Raw genomic sequence first — 15488 nt, forward strand, 5'->3', positions numbered from 1 at the left:
TGCGCGAAAGCGTGCGCCTTTTTTGTATCCGCGCGGTCCTTTCTCCTATTTCCCAACTACATGAGCGATCGTCCGATACCCGCCGCGCGCCGCGCACCTCGCACTAGCGACGCGCACGAATCCCAGTTTCGCCTGCTCAGCGAGCGCCGTTTTGCACCGTTTTTCTGGACCCAGTTCCTGGGCGCCATGAACGACAACGTGTTCAAGATCGGCTTTACGTCGCTCGTGACGTATCAGACCGCGCGTTTCTCCGGCGTCGATGCGAAGACCGCGGCGTTCCTGATCTCGGCAATCTTCATCCTGCCGTTCGTGCTGCTCTCGGCTACCTCCGGCCAGATTGCGGACAAATACGACAAGGCGATGCTGACGCGCTTTGTGAAGACCTTCGAAATCGCCGTCATGCTGATCGGCGGCACGGGCTTCTGGCTGCACAGCGCGCCGCTTCTGTATCTGTGCACCTTTCTGATGGGTGTCCATTCCACCGTGTTCGGCCCGGTCAAGTATTCGTACCTGCCCCAGCATCTGGCGAAAACCGAGCTGGTCGGCGGCAACGGCATGGTCGAAATGGGCACCTTCGTCGCGATCCTGATCGGCACGATTATCGGCGGGGAAGCAGCGGGTTTCGTCGAACACGGCGCCGTGGTGCTGGCCTGCGCCTGCGTCGGGATAGCACTGGTGGGGCGCGCCGTGTCCGTGTTCGTGCCCGCTACGCCGGCGCCGCAGCCCGATCTGCAGATCAACTGGAATCCGGTCAGCGAAACGTGGCGCAATCTGAAGATCGCGCACGAAAACCGTACGGTGTTTCTGAGCCTGCTCGGGATTTCATGGCTGTGGTTTGTCGGCGCGACGTTTCTGTCGTCGTTTTTCAACTTTGCGAAGGACGTGCTGTCGGCCAATCCCGATGTCGTGACCGTGCTGCTCGGCACGTTTTCGATCGGCATTGGATTCGGTTCGCTGATGTGCGAACGGCTCTCGAAACGACGCATTGAAATCGGGCTCGTACCGCTCGGGTCGATTGGTATGAGCGTGTTTGCAATCGACCTGTTCTTCGCGAGTCACGCGCTGCCGCCAGCGGGGCATTTGCTGAGCGTCGGCGAATTCCTCACAATGCCCGCCAACTGGCGCGTGCTTGCCGATCTGTTCCTGCTCGCCATGTTCGGCGGCCTCTATAGCGTGCCGCTGTATGCACTGATCCAGAGCCGCAGCCGGCCGAGCCACCGCGCGCGCATCATCGCGGCAAACAATATCCTCAATTCGCTGTTCATGATCGTCTCGGCGCTGATGGCGATCGCCTTGACCTCCGCGGGCGTCAGCATTCCGGGTCTATTCCTCGTGACCGCGCTGCTCAACATCGTGGTGGCCACCTATATCTATTCGCTGGTGCCCGAATTCCTGCTGCGCTTTATCGCATGGATGCTGGTGCACACGTTCTACCGGATCCGGCTCGTGCATGCCGAGCACATTCCGGAAGAGGGCGCGGCGGTGCTCGTCTGCAATCACGTGAGCTACGTGGATGCGATCGTCATCATGGCCGAAAGCCCGCGTCCGATCCGTTTCGTGATGGATCACCACATCTTCAAGTCGCCGTTCGCCGGGTGGGTGTTCCGTCACGCGAAGGCGATTCCGATCGCACCGTCGCACGAGAACCCCGAAATGCTGACGCGGGCCTATGAAACCTGTGCGCGGGCGCTCGCTGAGGGCGACCTGGTGTGCATTTTCCCCGAAGGCAAGCTGACCAGGACCGGTGATCTGAACCCGTTCCGTCACGGTGTGACCGAGATCATTCGCCGCACGCCGGCGCCGGTGGTGCCGATGGCCCTGCGCGGGCTGTGGGGCAGTGTCTTTTCACGTGCCGGCGAGACGCGCTGGCCGCGACCGGTGCAAAAAGGTGTGATGAGCCGGCTGACGCTGGCGGTTGGCGAGCCGCTCGATCCGTCACAGGCGACGCCAGAAGGGCTGCAGCAGATCGTGACGGAGTTGCGCGGGGCGCGGAAGTAGCGGGGTTGCCGCTCGCTGTACCTCGCCTCGCTAGCGCGCGGCGACCTGCGAGGGCCAAACGCGACTTGTCCGTTCGGCCAACGCCTGTCGGGCGTGGCCCTCGCCGTGAGGCGGGCTGGCATAATAGCGGCTTCCCCGCATCTCTTTGGACGACGCTCATGTCCGGCAATACGCTTGGTACGCTTTTCACTGTCACGACCTTCGGCGAATCTCATGGTCCCGCTATCGGTTGTGTGATCGACGGTTGCCCGCCGGGAATGACGCTCGTTGAAGACGATATCCAGCTTGAACTGGACCGTCGCAAGCCGGGCACCTCGCGCCACGTGACGCAGCGCAAGGAAGAGGACAAGGTCGAGATCCTGTCGGGCGTGTTCGAAGGCGTGACGACCGGCGCGCCGATTGCGCTCCTGATCCGCAACACGGACCAGCGCAGCAAGGATTACGGCAACATCGCGGATACGTTCCGTCCGGGCCATGCCGATTACACCTACTGGCAGAAATTCGGTATTCGCGACTATCGCGGCGGCGGCCGTTCGTCGGCGCGTCTGACGGCGCCTACCGTCGCCGCTGGCGCGGTAGCCAAGAAGTGGCTGCGCGAGCACTTCGGCACCGAGATTCGCGGCTATATGGCGACGCTCGGTGAGATCGAGGTGCCGTTCGTCGACTGGTCGCACGTGCGCGAAAACCCGTTCTTCGCGGCGAATGTCGAAGTGGTGCCGCAGCTCGAAGAGTACATGGACGCGCTGCGCAAGGATGGCGATTCGATCGGCGCGCGTATCAACGTGGTCGCCTCGGGCGTGCCGGTCGGGCTTGGCGAGCCACTGTTCGACCGTCTCGATGCCGATATTGCGCATGCCATGATGGGCATCAATGCGGTGAAGGCCGTCGAGATCGGCGCGGGCTTTGCCAGCGTCGCTCAACGCGGCTCTGTGCATGGCGACGAGCTGACCCCTGAAGGCTTTGTCGGCAATCACGCGGGCGGCGTGCTCGGCGGGATTTCGACGGGGCAGGACATTACGGTGTCGATCGCCATTAAGCCGACCTCGAGCATACGCACACCGCGGCGCTCCATCGACAAGGCTGGGCAACCGGCCATTGTCGAGACCTTTGGGCGCCACGATCCGTGCGTCGGCATTCGTGCCACGCCGATTGCTGAGTCGATGCTGGCGCTAGTGCTGATCGATCATGCGCTGCGCCATCGCGCGCAGTGTGGCGATGTGGTCGTCACTACGCCGAAGATCGCGGCGAGCGCGCCGTAAGTCGCGTTCCGCGCAGCTTGCCGCCTCTGTCTGAATCCCCCGATGATCGACCCGAATCTCCCGGCAGCTGACGGCGCGGACGCGCTGTCGCCGTTACGCGCGCGAGTCGCCATGCCGCAGGCCCACGCCACGGACTGGCTCGCGTTCGGCCAGGCCTTGCTGCAGACGGCGGGGCGTAACCGGGACCAGCAGCGCGAAGCCCTTGCCGCACTGGTGCAGGCCTATCAACTCGATCCCGCTTGCGATCCGACGCTGCTTCACACCATTGCTCAAACCGGATTTATGGTGCGCGACTGGCCTCTGGTCGACTCGGCCACGTCGTTGCTGCTTGCGCGCAACGCCGAAGATGCCAACGCGCTCGTCTGGCGCGCCGCCGCCATCCAGCAACGCGACGATTTCGATGAAGCCGAGCGTCTGTTGTGCGAGGCCGTGCGGGTGGTGCCGGGCAATCCGGTCGCGCTGCACAAGCTCGCGTTGTGCATCAAGGAACAGGCTCGCTTTGCCGAAGCCGAAGCCCTGTTGCGGCATGTGCTTGAGCTGTCGCCGAACAACGCACATGCGACGTTCGATCTGTCGGAGCTGGAAATACGCTCCAGCCGCTATGCCGATGGTTGGGTGAATTACGAATCGCGCGTCGCATTTGGGGACGACCTGAACGACGCCCACCTGGCGCTCGCCGAGGCCAGCCGCTACTGGCAGGGCGAGTCGCTCGCCGGCAAGACGTTGGTCGTCTACGGCGAGCAAGGCAACGGCGATTGCCTCTGGGCCGTGCGCTTTTTGCCGCTGCTCGCTGAGCGGGCGCGACGCGAGGGCGGCCGGGTGATCTTCGGTCACGACGGGCCGCTGCGGCATCTGTTCGAACGGATGCTGCCCGCCGACGTGGCGCTCGAAACCAGCCTTGTCACCCAGCCCGATTTCCACTGTGGGCTGATGAGCGTGCCGTTGCGGCTCGGTGTCTTCGATCCGTCAGGATGGGGCCGCCCCTATCTGAATGCCGATCCGGCGCGCGCCCAGCTGTGGCGCACGCGCATCGCACAGACGGCGGTGAATAGTGGGCCAAAAGTCGGGTTGGTGTGGAACGGCAATCCGCAGCACATTCGTGACGCCCGGCGCTCCGTGCCGGTCGACCAACTGGAGCCGCTTCTGACGGTACCAGGCATCACCTGGTTCGCGCTGTCGCCGGGGCGATCTGCTACGGTCGAGCAATGGCGCGCGCAGGGCATCCAGATGGTCGATCCCACGGCGCATTTCGAGGCCGGTTTCGATGACGTCGCTGCGCTGCTTGCCAATCTGGATCTCGTCGTGACTATCGACAGCGGCCCCGCTCATCTAGCCGGCGCGCTTGGTGTGCCGACGTGTCTGATGATCGATCATGTGTCGGCGTGGTTCTGGGGCGATCAAACCCAGCGCACACCTTGGTATGACTCGGTCGAGCTGTTTCGTCAGCCGGCGATCGGTGCGTGGGCGCCTGTGCTGGCGAGCGTGCGCGAGAGACTGGCGGGGCTGGCAGGGCGTTGAGCCAATGCGGCAACGTCGCGGCGTTTCAGCAAAACCCAATCCCGACAGACGAAAAAAAGCGCCGCTCATCCATCATGGAGAGCGGCGCTTTCGCGTCCTGTGACCCTGCGCTAATGTGCTAACACCCGGCGCGACCACCCCAGCGCCAACACCCCGCGTCACATATTCGGATAGTTCGGCCCACCGCCACCTTCCGGCGTGACCCACACGATATTCTGCGTCGGGTCCTTGATATCGCAGGTCTTGCAGTGCACGCAGTTCTGCGCATTGATCACCAGACGTTCGCTGCCGTCGTCGTTCTTCACGAACTCATACACCGCTGCCGGGCAATATCGCGATTCCGGCCCCGCATACGTGCTCAGGTTCACGTTCACCGGTACGCTCGGATCTTTCAGCGTCAGGTGAGCCGGCTGGTTCTCCTCGTGATTGGTGTTCGAGATGAACACCGAGGACAGCCGGTCGAACGTCAGCTTGCCATCTGGCTTCGGGTACACGATCGGCTTGCACTGCGACGCCGGTTTCAGCATCTCGTGGTCCCAATGCTGGTGGTGCAGCGTCCACGGCACATTGCCGCTCAGCAGCTTCTGCTCGATGCCCACCATCAGTGTGCCAAGGTAAAGGCCCTTGCTCATCCACTGCTTGAAGTTGCGTGCGCGGTACAACTCGTTGTGCAGCCACGAGGTCTTGAACGCTTCCGGATACGCCGTGAGTTCATCGCTCGTGCGGCCGGCTTGCACGGCATCGAACGCGGCATCGGCGGCCAGCATGCCGGTCTTGATCGCGGCGTGCGAACCCTTGATGCGCGAGGCGTTCAGGAAGCCCGCGTCGTCGCCTACCAGCGCGCCGCCAGGGAACACCAGCTTCGGCAGCGACAGCAGGCCGCCGGCGGTGATCGCACGAGCGCCATACGACACACGCTTGCCGCCGTCGAGGAACGCGCGGATCGACGGGTGCGTCTTGTAGCGCTGGAATTCCTCGAACGGCGACAGGTAGGGATTGGTATAACCGAGACCCACCACGAAGCCGACCATCACCTGGTTGTTGTCCAGGTGATAGAGGAACGAGCCGCCGTAGGTGTCCGACTCCAGCGGCCAGCCGGCCGTATGGATCACCAGACCTGGCTTGTGCTTCGCTGGATCGATTTCCCACAGTTCCTTGATGCCGATACCGTAGACCTGCGGATCGGCGCCGTCGCGCAGTTTGAATTTATCGCTCAGCTGGCGGCCCAGGTGGCCGCGCGCGCCTTCGCAGAACAAGGTGTATTTGGCATGTAGTTCCATGCCGAGCTGGAAGTTCTCGGTCGGCTGGCCGTCCTTGCCGATGCCCAGGTTGCCGGTGGCGACACCCTTGACCGAGCCGTCGTCGTTATACAGGACCTCGGCTGCCGGAAAGCCCGGGAAAATCTCGACGCCCAGCGCCTCGGCCTGCTGGCCCAGCCAGCGCGTGACGTTCGCAAGGCTGATGACGTAGTTGCCGTGATTCTTGAAGTTGTCAGGCAGCGCCCAGTTCGGCACGTTCTTCGAGCCGGTCGCGGAGAGGAACAGGAAGCGGTCCTCAGTCACCTCAACGTCTAAAGGCGCGCCTTTTTCCTTCCAGTCGGGGATCAGTTCGTTCAGCGCGCGAGGGTCCATGACCGCGCCGGAGAGGATGTGCGCCCCGATCTCCGAGCCCTTTTCCAGTACGCAGACGCCGATTTCGACGCCTTTCTCCGCTGCCAGCTGCTTCAGACGGATCGCCGCGGACAGGCCGGCGGGGCCGCCGCCGACGATCACCACGTCGTATTCCATCGACTCGCGCGGGCCATACTGCTCAATGAGACTTGCGGGGGTCATTGATGCTCCTCTTACCGTTAGAATGCTTTTTTCGGGATCGTATTGTGGGCGAACGGTTCCGGCGCCGCAACCCAATGAATAAAGATTAGCACGATCGTTCTATTTATGTGATACGGTAGCGACCCGGGGTTTCATCGGGTATGCCCCAGGTATTCACGAACTTTCGCGGCCTCGCCGCGCGTGTAACCCCAACCGAACAAGGTAAACACAATGGGCCGTTCGATCAATCTGGAAGGCAAGGTTGCGCTGATTACGGGCGCCTCGAGCGGGCTGGGCAAACGCTTCGCTCAGGTGCTGTCGCAGGCCGGCGCGAAGGTCGTGCTGGCCAGCCGCCGCACCGAACGCCTGAAAGAATTGCGCGCCGAAATCGAAGCCTCCGGCGGTGCTGCGCACGTGGTGTCGCTCGACGTGACCGATTACCAGAGCATCAAGTCCGCCGTGGCGCATGCCGAGACGGAAGCGGGCACCATCGATATTCTGGTGAACAACTCGGGCGTGTCGACCACGCAGAAGCTCGCGGAAGTCACGCCCGCCGATTTCGAATACGTGTTCGACACGAACACCCGCGGCGCGTTCTTCGTGGCCCAGGAAGTCGCCAAGCGCATGATCATGCGCGGCAACGGCGGCCAGAAGCCGTCGTACCGCATCATCAATATCGCGTCGGTGGCGGGTCTGCGTGTGTTGCCGCAGATCGGCCTGTACTCCATGAGCAAGGCCGCGGTCGTTCATATGACGAAGGCGATGGCGCAGGAATGGGGGCGTCACGGTATCAATGTGAACGCGATCTGTCCGGGCTATATCGACACCGAAATCAATCATCACCACTGGTCGACTGACCAGGGGCAGAAGCTGGTTTCGATGTTGCCGCGTCACCGTGTCGGTCAACCTGAAGATCTCGACGGCTTGCTGCTGTTGCTGGCCGCTGACGAATCGCAATTCATCAACGGCTCGATCATTTCCGCGGACGACGGCTTTGGACTTTCCTGATTGAGCCTGAGTTGAGCCTAAAAACGGCGCGCCGTTTCAACCTGTAGAAGAAGTACGATGAGCGAACACCACCCAGTTTTTGAAATGTCCATGCCGATCCGTTGGGGCGACATGGACGCATTCGGCCATGTGAACAACACGGTCTATTTCCGTTACATGGAGCAGGTACGGATTTCGTGGTTCGAGCAACTGGGTATTCTCGGCGGCAATGAAGAAGGGCAGGGACCGGTAATCGTCAACGCGTCGATGGAATTCCTCAAGCAACTCCATTACCCCGGCGACGTGATTGGCCGGATGTCGGTCGGCACGCCCGGCCGCAGCAGTTTCGATACCGGCTTCGAACTGACGCGGGCCGACGATCCGTCGACCGTCTATGCACGGGGCGCCGCGCGTTGCGTGTGGATCGACTACGCGGCGGGCAAGTCGGCGCCGATTCCCGACCTGCTGCGCTCGACTATCGAAAACGCGGTGCTCGTCAAGCCGGCTTGAGGTGGTCCTGCCGTCGACCAGCGTTCGCGCTTTAGTGAATTACTCTGGTTCCATGGAGTGCGACTCTATGCAGCGAACTTGCCGCAAGCTCTTTCGCAATCGTCAATGCCCGAGCAGCCTCTGCAGCAGCTCCGTCGCATTGCCCGTACCGTATTTACGCATCAGTCGCGCCCGGTAGACATCCACCGTGCGTGAGCTGATGTCCAGCACCCGGCCGATCTGCTTGCTGGTCTTGCCAGTCACGAGTTGGGCTGCGATTTCCCGCTCGCGCGGCGTCAGCTCGATAGCGACCCGCCGCGTCGCGCTCAGGTCCTCAAAAGTCCACACGCCCGCAGCATGCGGGTTAGCGCGCTCGAGCGAGCGGCCCGTCACGTGACACCAGAATAATTCTCCATTGGCGCGCCTCATGATCCGGTCGTCGGCGTAGCTGCCGTGCGCGGTCATGATGGGCGGAATGCGTGTGCCGATCCGCTCGAACTCGTCCGCCGATGGGTACAGCACCTGAAACGACTGCCCCAGCAGCGACTCGCGCGGACAGCCGAAGATCGACGCCAACTGGTCGTTGCAGTCTTCAATGAAGCGCTCGCGCGACAGCACGAGGCCGATCGGCGCAAGATGGAAGGCGGTTTGGTAATCCAGTGCGGGCATGAAAGGTGCGAAAGCAGGTGCGAAAGCGGACAATCACTTATGTATTTTTGCGTATTGTGCCGTATGGCGCGAGCATCGTACCCTTTCGGGCAAATCACACGGCTGCAGCGAAGCCGCGGGTGAAGGGTCTGCCGCGTCGGCTGGGCAATGTCGACGCAAGGCCGGCTGCGGATGACTAGAATGACGTTCTGGGCTCGCCCCGCATCACCACGCATCGCACCGATCCGGCGGCCGGTGTACCGGATTTTCGGGTTTCCATAAAGGAAGGGACACACTGATGAACAAGGTCTATCCAGACGCGGCTACCGCGCTCAAGGACATCGTCAAGGACGGCCAGACGTTCGCCGTCGGCGGCTTTGGCCTGTGCGGCATCCCTGAGGCGCTGATCGCGGCGCTGCGCGATTCGGCGGTCAAAGGCATCACCTGCATCAGCAACAACGCCGGTGTCGACGGTTTCGGCCTTGGCCTGCTGCTCGAAACACGCCAGGTCAAGAAGATGATCTCGTCGTATGTGGGCGAAAACAAGGAGTTCGAACGCCAGTACCTGGCCGGCGAACTCGAGCTCGAATTCACGCCGCAAGGCACGCTCGCCGAAAAGCTGCGCGCGGGCGGCTCGGGCATTCCGGCGTTCTTCACCAATACGGGCTACGGGACGCTGATCGCCGAAGGCAAGGAAACCCGCCAGTTCGGCGAGAACCATTACGTGCTCGAACATTCGCTGACGGCCGACGTCGCGCTCGTCAAGGCGTGGAAGGCCGACAAGTCGGGCAACCTGATCTATCGCCGCACCGCGCGCAACTTCAACCCGATGTGCGCGATGGCGGGCAAGATCACGGTGGTGGAGGTCGAGGAAATCGTGGAAGTGGGCGAGCTCGATCCGGACGCCATCCATACGCCGGGCATCTTCGTGCAGCGCATTGTGCTCAATGCGCATCCGGAGAAACGCATCGAACAACGCATCGTCCGCGCGAAAGGAGCGTAATCATGGCATGGACTCGTGACGAAATGGCCGCGCGCGCGGCGAAGGAACTGCAGGACGGCTTCTATGTGAACCTCGGCATCGGCTTGCCGACGCTGGTGGCGAACCACGTGCCGGCAGGCGTCGAAGTGTGGCTGCAGTCGGAAAACGGCCTGCTCGGCATTGGCCCGTCGCCGACCGAAGAGGAGGTGGATGCCGATCTGATCAACGCCGGCAAGCAGACGGTGACGACGTTGCCGGGTTCGTCGATTTTCTCGTCGGCGGACTCGTTTGCGATGATTCGTGGCGGCCACATCAACCTCGCCATTCTGGGCGCCATGCAGATCAGCAAGACGGGCGATCTGGCGAACTGGATGATCCCGGGCAAGATGATCAAGGGCATGGGCGGTGCGATGGATCTGGTGGCGGGCGTCAAGCGCGTCGTCGTGCTGATGGAACACGTCGCGAAGGGCGACCAGCACAAGATCCTCGAAGAATGCACGTTGCCATTGACGGGCGTGGGCGTGGTTGATCAGATCATTACCGACCTCGGCGTGATCGAAGTGACAGCGGATGGTCTGAAGCTGACGGAACTGGCGCCGGGCGTGACGGCGGATGAGATCAAGGCCAAGACCGGTGCGCCGCTCGATGTGAGCGCTGTGAGCTGATGGGACGGGGTGTAAGGCACGGTTGAGCGGAAGCGGCGGCGTAGTTGAGGGCCGCTGCAGCTCGACCGGTGCGAAGAATGCCGCAAAGCGGGCGAGACTGGTTGAGTCTTCGCCCGCTTTGTTTTGGGCCTTGGTTTGAGCATTTGCCTATGTCTTCCGGATGATCCTTGGCACACGGCAAAGCGGTTTACAATCGTCTTCACTAGTTCGTGCTCGCCAAGGAAATCTGATGACTGTCACGTCTCCCGCTTTGCATACTGCCGCCGGCACGGCCACGCCCCGTCAACGTTTCGTGCAGTGCGCGAGCCCCGGAGGCTTGCATCGCGTCGCCTACACGGAATGGGGGGACCCCGCGAATCCGCGGGTGCTGGTGTGCGTGCATGGTCTCACGCGCTCAGGGCGCGACTTCGACCGGCTGGCGGCTTCGTTCGCGGACACGTACCGCGTCATTTGTCCGGATGTGGTCGGCCGCGGTCTTTCATCGTGGCTGAACGTCCCCAACTACTACTCCGTGCCACACTACGTTGCGGACATGGTCACGCTGATCGCGCGGCTCGACGTGGAAAAGGTGGACTGGTTCGGCACCTCAATGGGTGGTCTGATCGGGCTGGGTCTCGGAGGCCTGCCGGGATCGCCGATCGAGAAGCTGTTGCTGAACGACGTCGGGCCACACCTCGAGCCGGCCGCGGTGAAGCGAATCGGCGATTATCTCGGCAAGCCCGTGCAGTTCGAAACGCTGCAGCAGGGCATCGATTACGCTGCGTTGCTGGCGCAATCGTTCGGACCGCTGACCCCGGAAGAATGGCGCGAGATCAACACGCCGCTGCTGCAGGAGCGCGACGGCGCCTGGTATTTCCGCTACGACCCCCGCATCGCCCAGCCGTTCGCTGCCATTACAGACGAAATGGCCGCGGCCGGGGAGGTTGCGTTGTGGGGCGCGCTAAAGGCGATTCAAGGGCCGGTGCTGGTGGTGCGCGGAGAAAAATCGGACCTGCTGTCGCGTGAAACGGTCGAGAAGATGGTTGCCGAGGGCAACGCGGTGTCGAGCGTGGAAATCCCCGGTGTGGGCCATGCGCCAGCGTTTCTCAGTGCCGAGCAGATCGGGATTGCGCGCCGCTTCTTTATCGGGCCTGGCGCTGACGCGTCATAATATGGGGTTGTGCGGCGCGCCTCTTCGAGGGACGTGTCGCGGAACGTGTGATCGTTCAACCGCATTGTTCAATCTTAACCATCATCAGGAATCTTCATGGCAGTCATCCGTCACCACGTCGGCAAGCGGCTCTCCGAAATCGCCGTGCATAACGGCACCGTGTACCTCGCCGGCCAGATCGCCGAGGACGCAGATCAGGACATCACCGGCCAGACCCGTGAAGTGCTTGGCCATATCGACCGTCTGCTCGCTGAAGTGAATAGCGACAAGTCGCATCTGCTGTCGGTGCAGATTTACATCTCGGACATGGTTCACTTCGCCGGCATGAACGCGGTGTGGGACGAGTGGGTTGAGCAGGACGCCACGCCGCCGCGCGCGACGGTCGAAGCGAAGCTTGCGAACCCGAAGTGCCTCGTTGAAGTGGTTGTCGTGGCCGCGCAGCGCGGCTAAGTCTGCACCCGGAACCGTTGTTGAATCCCTGTTGATCCGTCTGGCCCGTTGGGCTGTCGCACCATGAATACCGATACCGTTACGACCGTGCCGATTCCGCTGCCTTCCTTCGAAGAGGCAATGGCGTTCGTGCGGGAGCACGCGGGCGAAGTGCGGCTGTCGTCGGGCGAATTGCTGGCCGATCACGCAGCAGGCACTGCGGCGATCATGCGTACGCTCAATGTCGACCCACCGGCGGTGCTGGCGGCGGCTCTGTTCGCACTGACACCGCATCTGCAGGATCCGGAGCGCGTGATTGCCGACAACTTCGGCGAAGAGGTTGCGCAACTCGTAAGCGACGTGCGCAAGCTGCTGCGTCTGGGCACCGTCAGTCTGCGCGCGGCGCAGAACGCCATTCCCGAAGCGGGGCGCGACGCTCAGGCGGCGCGGCGTGCGCAGGTCGAGGCACTGCGTAAGATGCTGCTCGCATTCGCGCAGGACATTCGTGTCGTACTGATCCGGCTCGCGTCGCGATTGCAGTCAATGCGTTACTACGCAGCGAACAAGATGACGCCATCGCCTGACGTGGCGCGCGAGACGCTCGATATTTACGCGCCGCTCGCGAACCGTCTCGGTATCTGGCAAGTGAAGTGGGAGCTCGAAGACCTCGCGCTGCGCTTCGAAGAGCCTGCTACGTACAAGCGTATCGCGAAGCTGCTCGACGAGAAACGCGTGGAGCGTGAAAGCTATGTGGCCGCTGCCATCGCACGCTTGCAGGAGGAATTGGCTGCCGCACATATTCGCGCCGAAGTCAGCGGGCGGCCAAAGCACATCTACAGCATCTGGCGCAAGATGCGCGGCAAGGATCTCGATTTCTCCGAGCTCTACGATGTGCGCGCGTTTCGCGTGATCGTACCGGACATCAAGGACTGCTACACCGTGCTCGGTATGGTGCACAACCTGTGGCAACCGGTGCCGAAGGAATTCGACGATTACATCTCGCGTCCGAAGCCGAACGGCTACAAGTCGTTGCATACGGTGGTTGTCGGCGATGACGGGCGTGCGTTCGAAGTGCAGATCCGTACCCAGGAGATGCATCAGTTTGCCGAATACGGCGTAGCGGCCCACTGGCGCTACAAGGAAGCCGGCGCGCGCGGTTATGGCGGCCAGGTCACGGCGAGCGAGAAGTACGACGAGAAGATTGCGTGGTTGCGTCAGTTGCTGGCGTGGAAGGACGAAGTGTCCGAGGGCGAGCATGGCGAAAAGCGCGCGGCGCAGCCGTGGGAACAACTGCGTCAGGCCACTTTCGACGACGACCACATCTATGTGCTGACGCCGCAGGCACGCGTGATTCCGTTGCCGCAAGGCGCGACTCCGCTCGACTTTGCTTATCACCTGCATAGCGAGTTGGGCCATCGTTGCCGCGGTGCGCGCGTCGATGGCGCGATGGTGCCGCTCAACACGGCATTGCAGAACGGTCAGACGGTTGAGATCGTCGCGGTGAAAGAGGGCGGTCCGTCACGCGACTGGCTCAACCCGCAGCTTGGCTATCTGCATAGCCCGCGTGCACGGCAGAAGGTGCGCGCATGGTTCAACGCGGTCGAGTATCAGGAGACCATCGCCACCGGTCGGGCGATGGTCGAAAAGACGTTGCAGCGCGAAGGCAAGACCTCGGTCAATCTCGATCAGCTTGCGGCGAAGCTCGGCTTCAAGGCCACTGAAGACCTGTTCTCGGTGGTCGGCAAGGAAGAGTTCAGCCTGCGTCATGTCGAGCAGGCACTGCAGGATGCGCCACCGCCCGAACCGGAGGTCGAAGTACCCGAGCAGTTCGAGAAGCGCAGCAGCGGCTCGAGCGTGGCGCATGGTGCATCGACGGGCGTACTGGTGGTCGGTGTCGACGCGTTGCTCACGCAGCTTGCACGTTGCTGCCGTCCGGCGCCGCCTGATGGCATCAGTGGTTTTGTCACGCGCGGCAAGGGCATGTCGATCCACCGCAGCGATTGCCCGACGTTCCTGCGCATGGCCGAGCGCGCGCCCGAACGTGTACTTGAAACTGCGTGGTCCGCCGACGTGATGAACGGTCGCGGACAGTCGGTGTACCCAGTGGACCTGACGATCGACGCGACGGATCGTCAAGGTCTGCTGCGCGATATCTCCGAAGTGTTTGCGCGCGAGAAGATGAACGTGATCGGCGTGAAGACACAGACGCGTCGTAACGCCGCTTTCATGCAATTCACGGTCGAGGTGTCGAGCGCTGCGCAGATTCAGCGTGCTTGTTCGCTGCTTGGCGAGGTCACAGGCGTGTTGAGGGCGGGTCGCAAAAGTTGACGCAAGGTTTGATGCCCGCGGGGCCGCGTGCCGTCATTCACACGCGCGGAAACGGCCGCAGGGGTTTTTCAGTGTCGGTGTACAAAAGTACTTGCCAAGTGATGTGGCGCTCCATATAATCTCGTTTCTTCAGGCTCGTAGCTCAGCTGGTTAGAGCACCACCTTGACATGGTGGGGGTCGTTGGTTCGAGTCCAATCGAGCCTACCAACGAAAGAGAAATTCCGGTTTGCCGGGGTTTCGCAAGCTGCAGTAAGCGCCTTGGCGCAAAAGGCGAATACGGTTATGACACCGCGAACGTTGACCGAAACCACTTCGGAGCGACGCTAGTCGAGGACCACTTTCGCCAATGTAGTTTGCAGGAAATGTGAATGCGGCCCCTCGAAAGCGGGGCCGCATTTTTTTTGGGCTTATTTGATGGTTGTATGTGCCGCCGCCGGTCGGCATTTCGGAGAACGCAATGGTTTCGATACGTCTGCCTGACGGTTCTGTTCGTCAATACGAGCATCCGGTGACGGTCGCGGAAGTGGCCGCGTCGATCGGTCCTGGCCTCGCGAAAGCCGCGCTCGGCGGCAAGATCGATGGTGAGCTGGTCGATACTTCCGCGCTGATCGATCACGATGCGTCGCTCGCGATCGTCACGGAAAAAGACGCCGATGGCCTCGACATCATTCGCCACTCCACGGCGCACTTGCTCGCGTACGCGGTGAAAGACCTGTACCCGGAAGCTCAGGTGACGATCGGCCCGGTGATCGACAACGGCTTCTACTACGACTTCGCGTACAACCGTCCTTTCACGCCGGAAGATCTCGAGAAGATCGAAAAGCGCATGCAGGAACTGGCGAAGAAAGACGAGCCGGTTTCGCGTCGCGTGGTGTCGCGCGACGAAGCGGTGGACTACTTCAAGAGCATCGGCGAAAAGTACAAGGCCGAGATCATCGAGTCGATTCCCTCGACCGACGAAATCAAGCTGTACTCGCACGGCGGCTTCACGGATCTGTGCCGCGGCCCGCACGTGCCGTCCACCGGCAAGCTGAAGGTCTTCAAGCTGATGAAAGTCGCGGGCGCCTATTGGCGCGGCGACTCGAAGAACGAACAGCTGCAGCGTATCTACGGCACGGCCTGGACCAAGAAGGAAGACCAGGAAGCGTACCTGCACATGCTCGAGGAAGCCGAGAAGCGCGATCACCGCAAGCTCGCCAAGCAACTCGACCTGTTCCATCTGC

Annotated in this window: 13 protein-coding genes and 1 tRNA gene; 12 read left to right on the top strand and 2 right to left on the bottom strand. The window is 62.1% G+C overall.

The genetic code is table 11. The features are described 5' to 3' along the window. The first annotated feature begins 60 nt into the window (after positions 1-60). The 3 genes from M0954_RS11570 (at position 61) to M0954_RS11580 (ending at position 4775) form a co-directional block, all read left to right on the top strand. Entirely contained in the window at positions 61-1998 is a 1938-nt protein-coding gene (locus M0954_RS11570) for an MFS transporter (protein WP_297353301.1), read from the top strand. Positions 1999-2156: 158 nt separating this feature from the next. Continuing rightward, positions 2157-3257, top strand: coding sequence for a chorismate synthase (gene aroC / locus M0954_RS11575; protein ID WP_297353303.1), 1101 nt, complete (start codon positions 2157-2159; stop codon positions 3255-3257). A gap of 42 nt (positions 3258-3299) precedes the next feature. Then, a complete protein-coding gene (locus M0954_RS11580; protein WP_297353305.1) occupies positions 3300-4775 on the top strand; it encodes a tetratricopeptide repeat protein in 1476 nt (491 codons plus the stop codon). Between the two features lie 158 nt (positions 4776-4933). Here M0954_RS11580 and M0954_RS11585 read toward each other — a convergent pair whose 3' ends face one another. Next, positions 4934-6607 carry an electron transfer flavoprotein-ubiquinone oxidoreductase gene (locus tag M0954_RS11585; RefSeq protein ID WP_297353307.1) on the bottom strand — a complete coding sequence of 558 codons (1674 nt, stop codon included), beginning with the start codon at positions 6605-6607 and terminating at the stop codon, positions 4934-4936. Positions 6608-6817: 210 nt separating this feature from the next. Between M0954_RS11585 and M0954_RS11590 the strand changes: the two genes are divergently transcribed. Together M0954_RS11590 and M0954_RS11595 are read left to right on the top strand one after the other, a co-directional pair. After that, on the top strand, positions 6818-7594 hold the full coding sequence (locus M0954_RS11590) for an SDR family oxidoreductase (protein ID WP_074263959.1): 777 nt from the start codon (positions 6818-6820) through the stop codon (positions 7592-7594). 57 nt (positions 7595-7651) lie between these two features. After that, positions 7652-8083 carry a thioesterase family protein gene (locus tag M0954_RS11595; RefSeq protein WP_122151898.1) on the top strand — a complete coding sequence of 144 codons (432 nt, stop codon included), beginning with the start codon at positions 7652-7654 and terminating at the stop codon, positions 8081-8083. A gap of 102 nt (positions 8084-8185) precedes the next feature. On the opposite strand, the gene M0954_RS11600 is transcribed toward M0954_RS11595, so the two are convergent. After that, positions 8186-8731, bottom strand: coding sequence for a LuxR C-terminal-related transcriptional regulator (locus M0954_RS11600; protein WP_122151897.1), 546 nt, complete (start codon positions 8729-8731; stop codon positions 8186-8188). A gap of 277 nt (positions 8732-9008) precedes the next feature. Here M0954_RS11600 and M0954_RS11605 point away from each other — a divergent pair, with 277 nt between their 5' ends. From M0954_RS11605 to M0954_RS11635, 7 genes are all read left to right on the top strand, one after another. Next, positions 9009-9713 carry a CoA transferase subunit A gene (locus tag M0954_RS11605; RefSeq protein WP_122151896.1) on the top strand — a complete coding sequence of 235 codons (705 nt, stop codon included), beginning with the start codon at positions 9009-9011 and terminating at the stop codon, positions 9711-9713. Positions 9714-9715: 2 nt separating this feature from the next. Then, positions 9716-10357, top strand: a complete 642-nt coding sequence (locus M0954_RS11610) for a CoA transferase subunit B (protein WP_297353309.1) — start codon at positions 9716-9718, stop codon at positions 10355-10357. A gap of 229 nt (positions 10358-10586) precedes the next feature. Beyond that, positions 10587-11507, top strand: a complete 921-nt coding sequence (locus M0954_RS11615) for an alpha/beta hydrolase (RefSeq protein WP_122151894.1) — start codon at positions 10587-10589, stop codon at positions 11505-11507. Positions 11508-11603: 96 nt separating this feature from the next. Next, positions 11604-11957 (top strand): RidA family protein, encoded by a 354-nt coding sequence (locus tag M0954_RS11620; protein ID WP_297353311.1) that lies wholly within the window; start codon positions 11604-11606, stop codon positions 11955-11957. 63 nt (positions 11958-12020) lie between these two features. Beyond that, positions 12021-14264 carry a bifunctional (p)ppGpp synthetase/guanosine-3',5'-bis(diphosphate) 3'-pyrophosphohydrolase gene (locus M0954_RS11625; protein ID WP_297353313.1) on the top strand — a complete coding sequence of 748 codons (2244 nt, stop codon included), beginning with the start codon at positions 12021-12023 and terminating at the stop codon, positions 14262-14264. A 131-nt stretch (positions 14265-14395) separates the two neighbouring features. Continuing rightward, positions 14396-14472, top strand: a tRNA-Val gene (locus M0954_RS11630). Positions 14473-14722: 250 nt separating this feature from the next. Next, the coding region (locus tag M0954_RS11635) for a TGS domain-containing protein (RefSeq protein WP_297353315.1) at positions 14723-15488 on the top strand (766 nt) is incomplete at its 3' end.

It is taken from the genome of Paraburkholderia sp. (assembly GCF_026225065.1).
Taxonomy (GTDB): Bacteria; Pseudomonadota; Gammaproteobacteria; order Burkholderiales; family Burkholderiaceae; genus Paraburkholderia.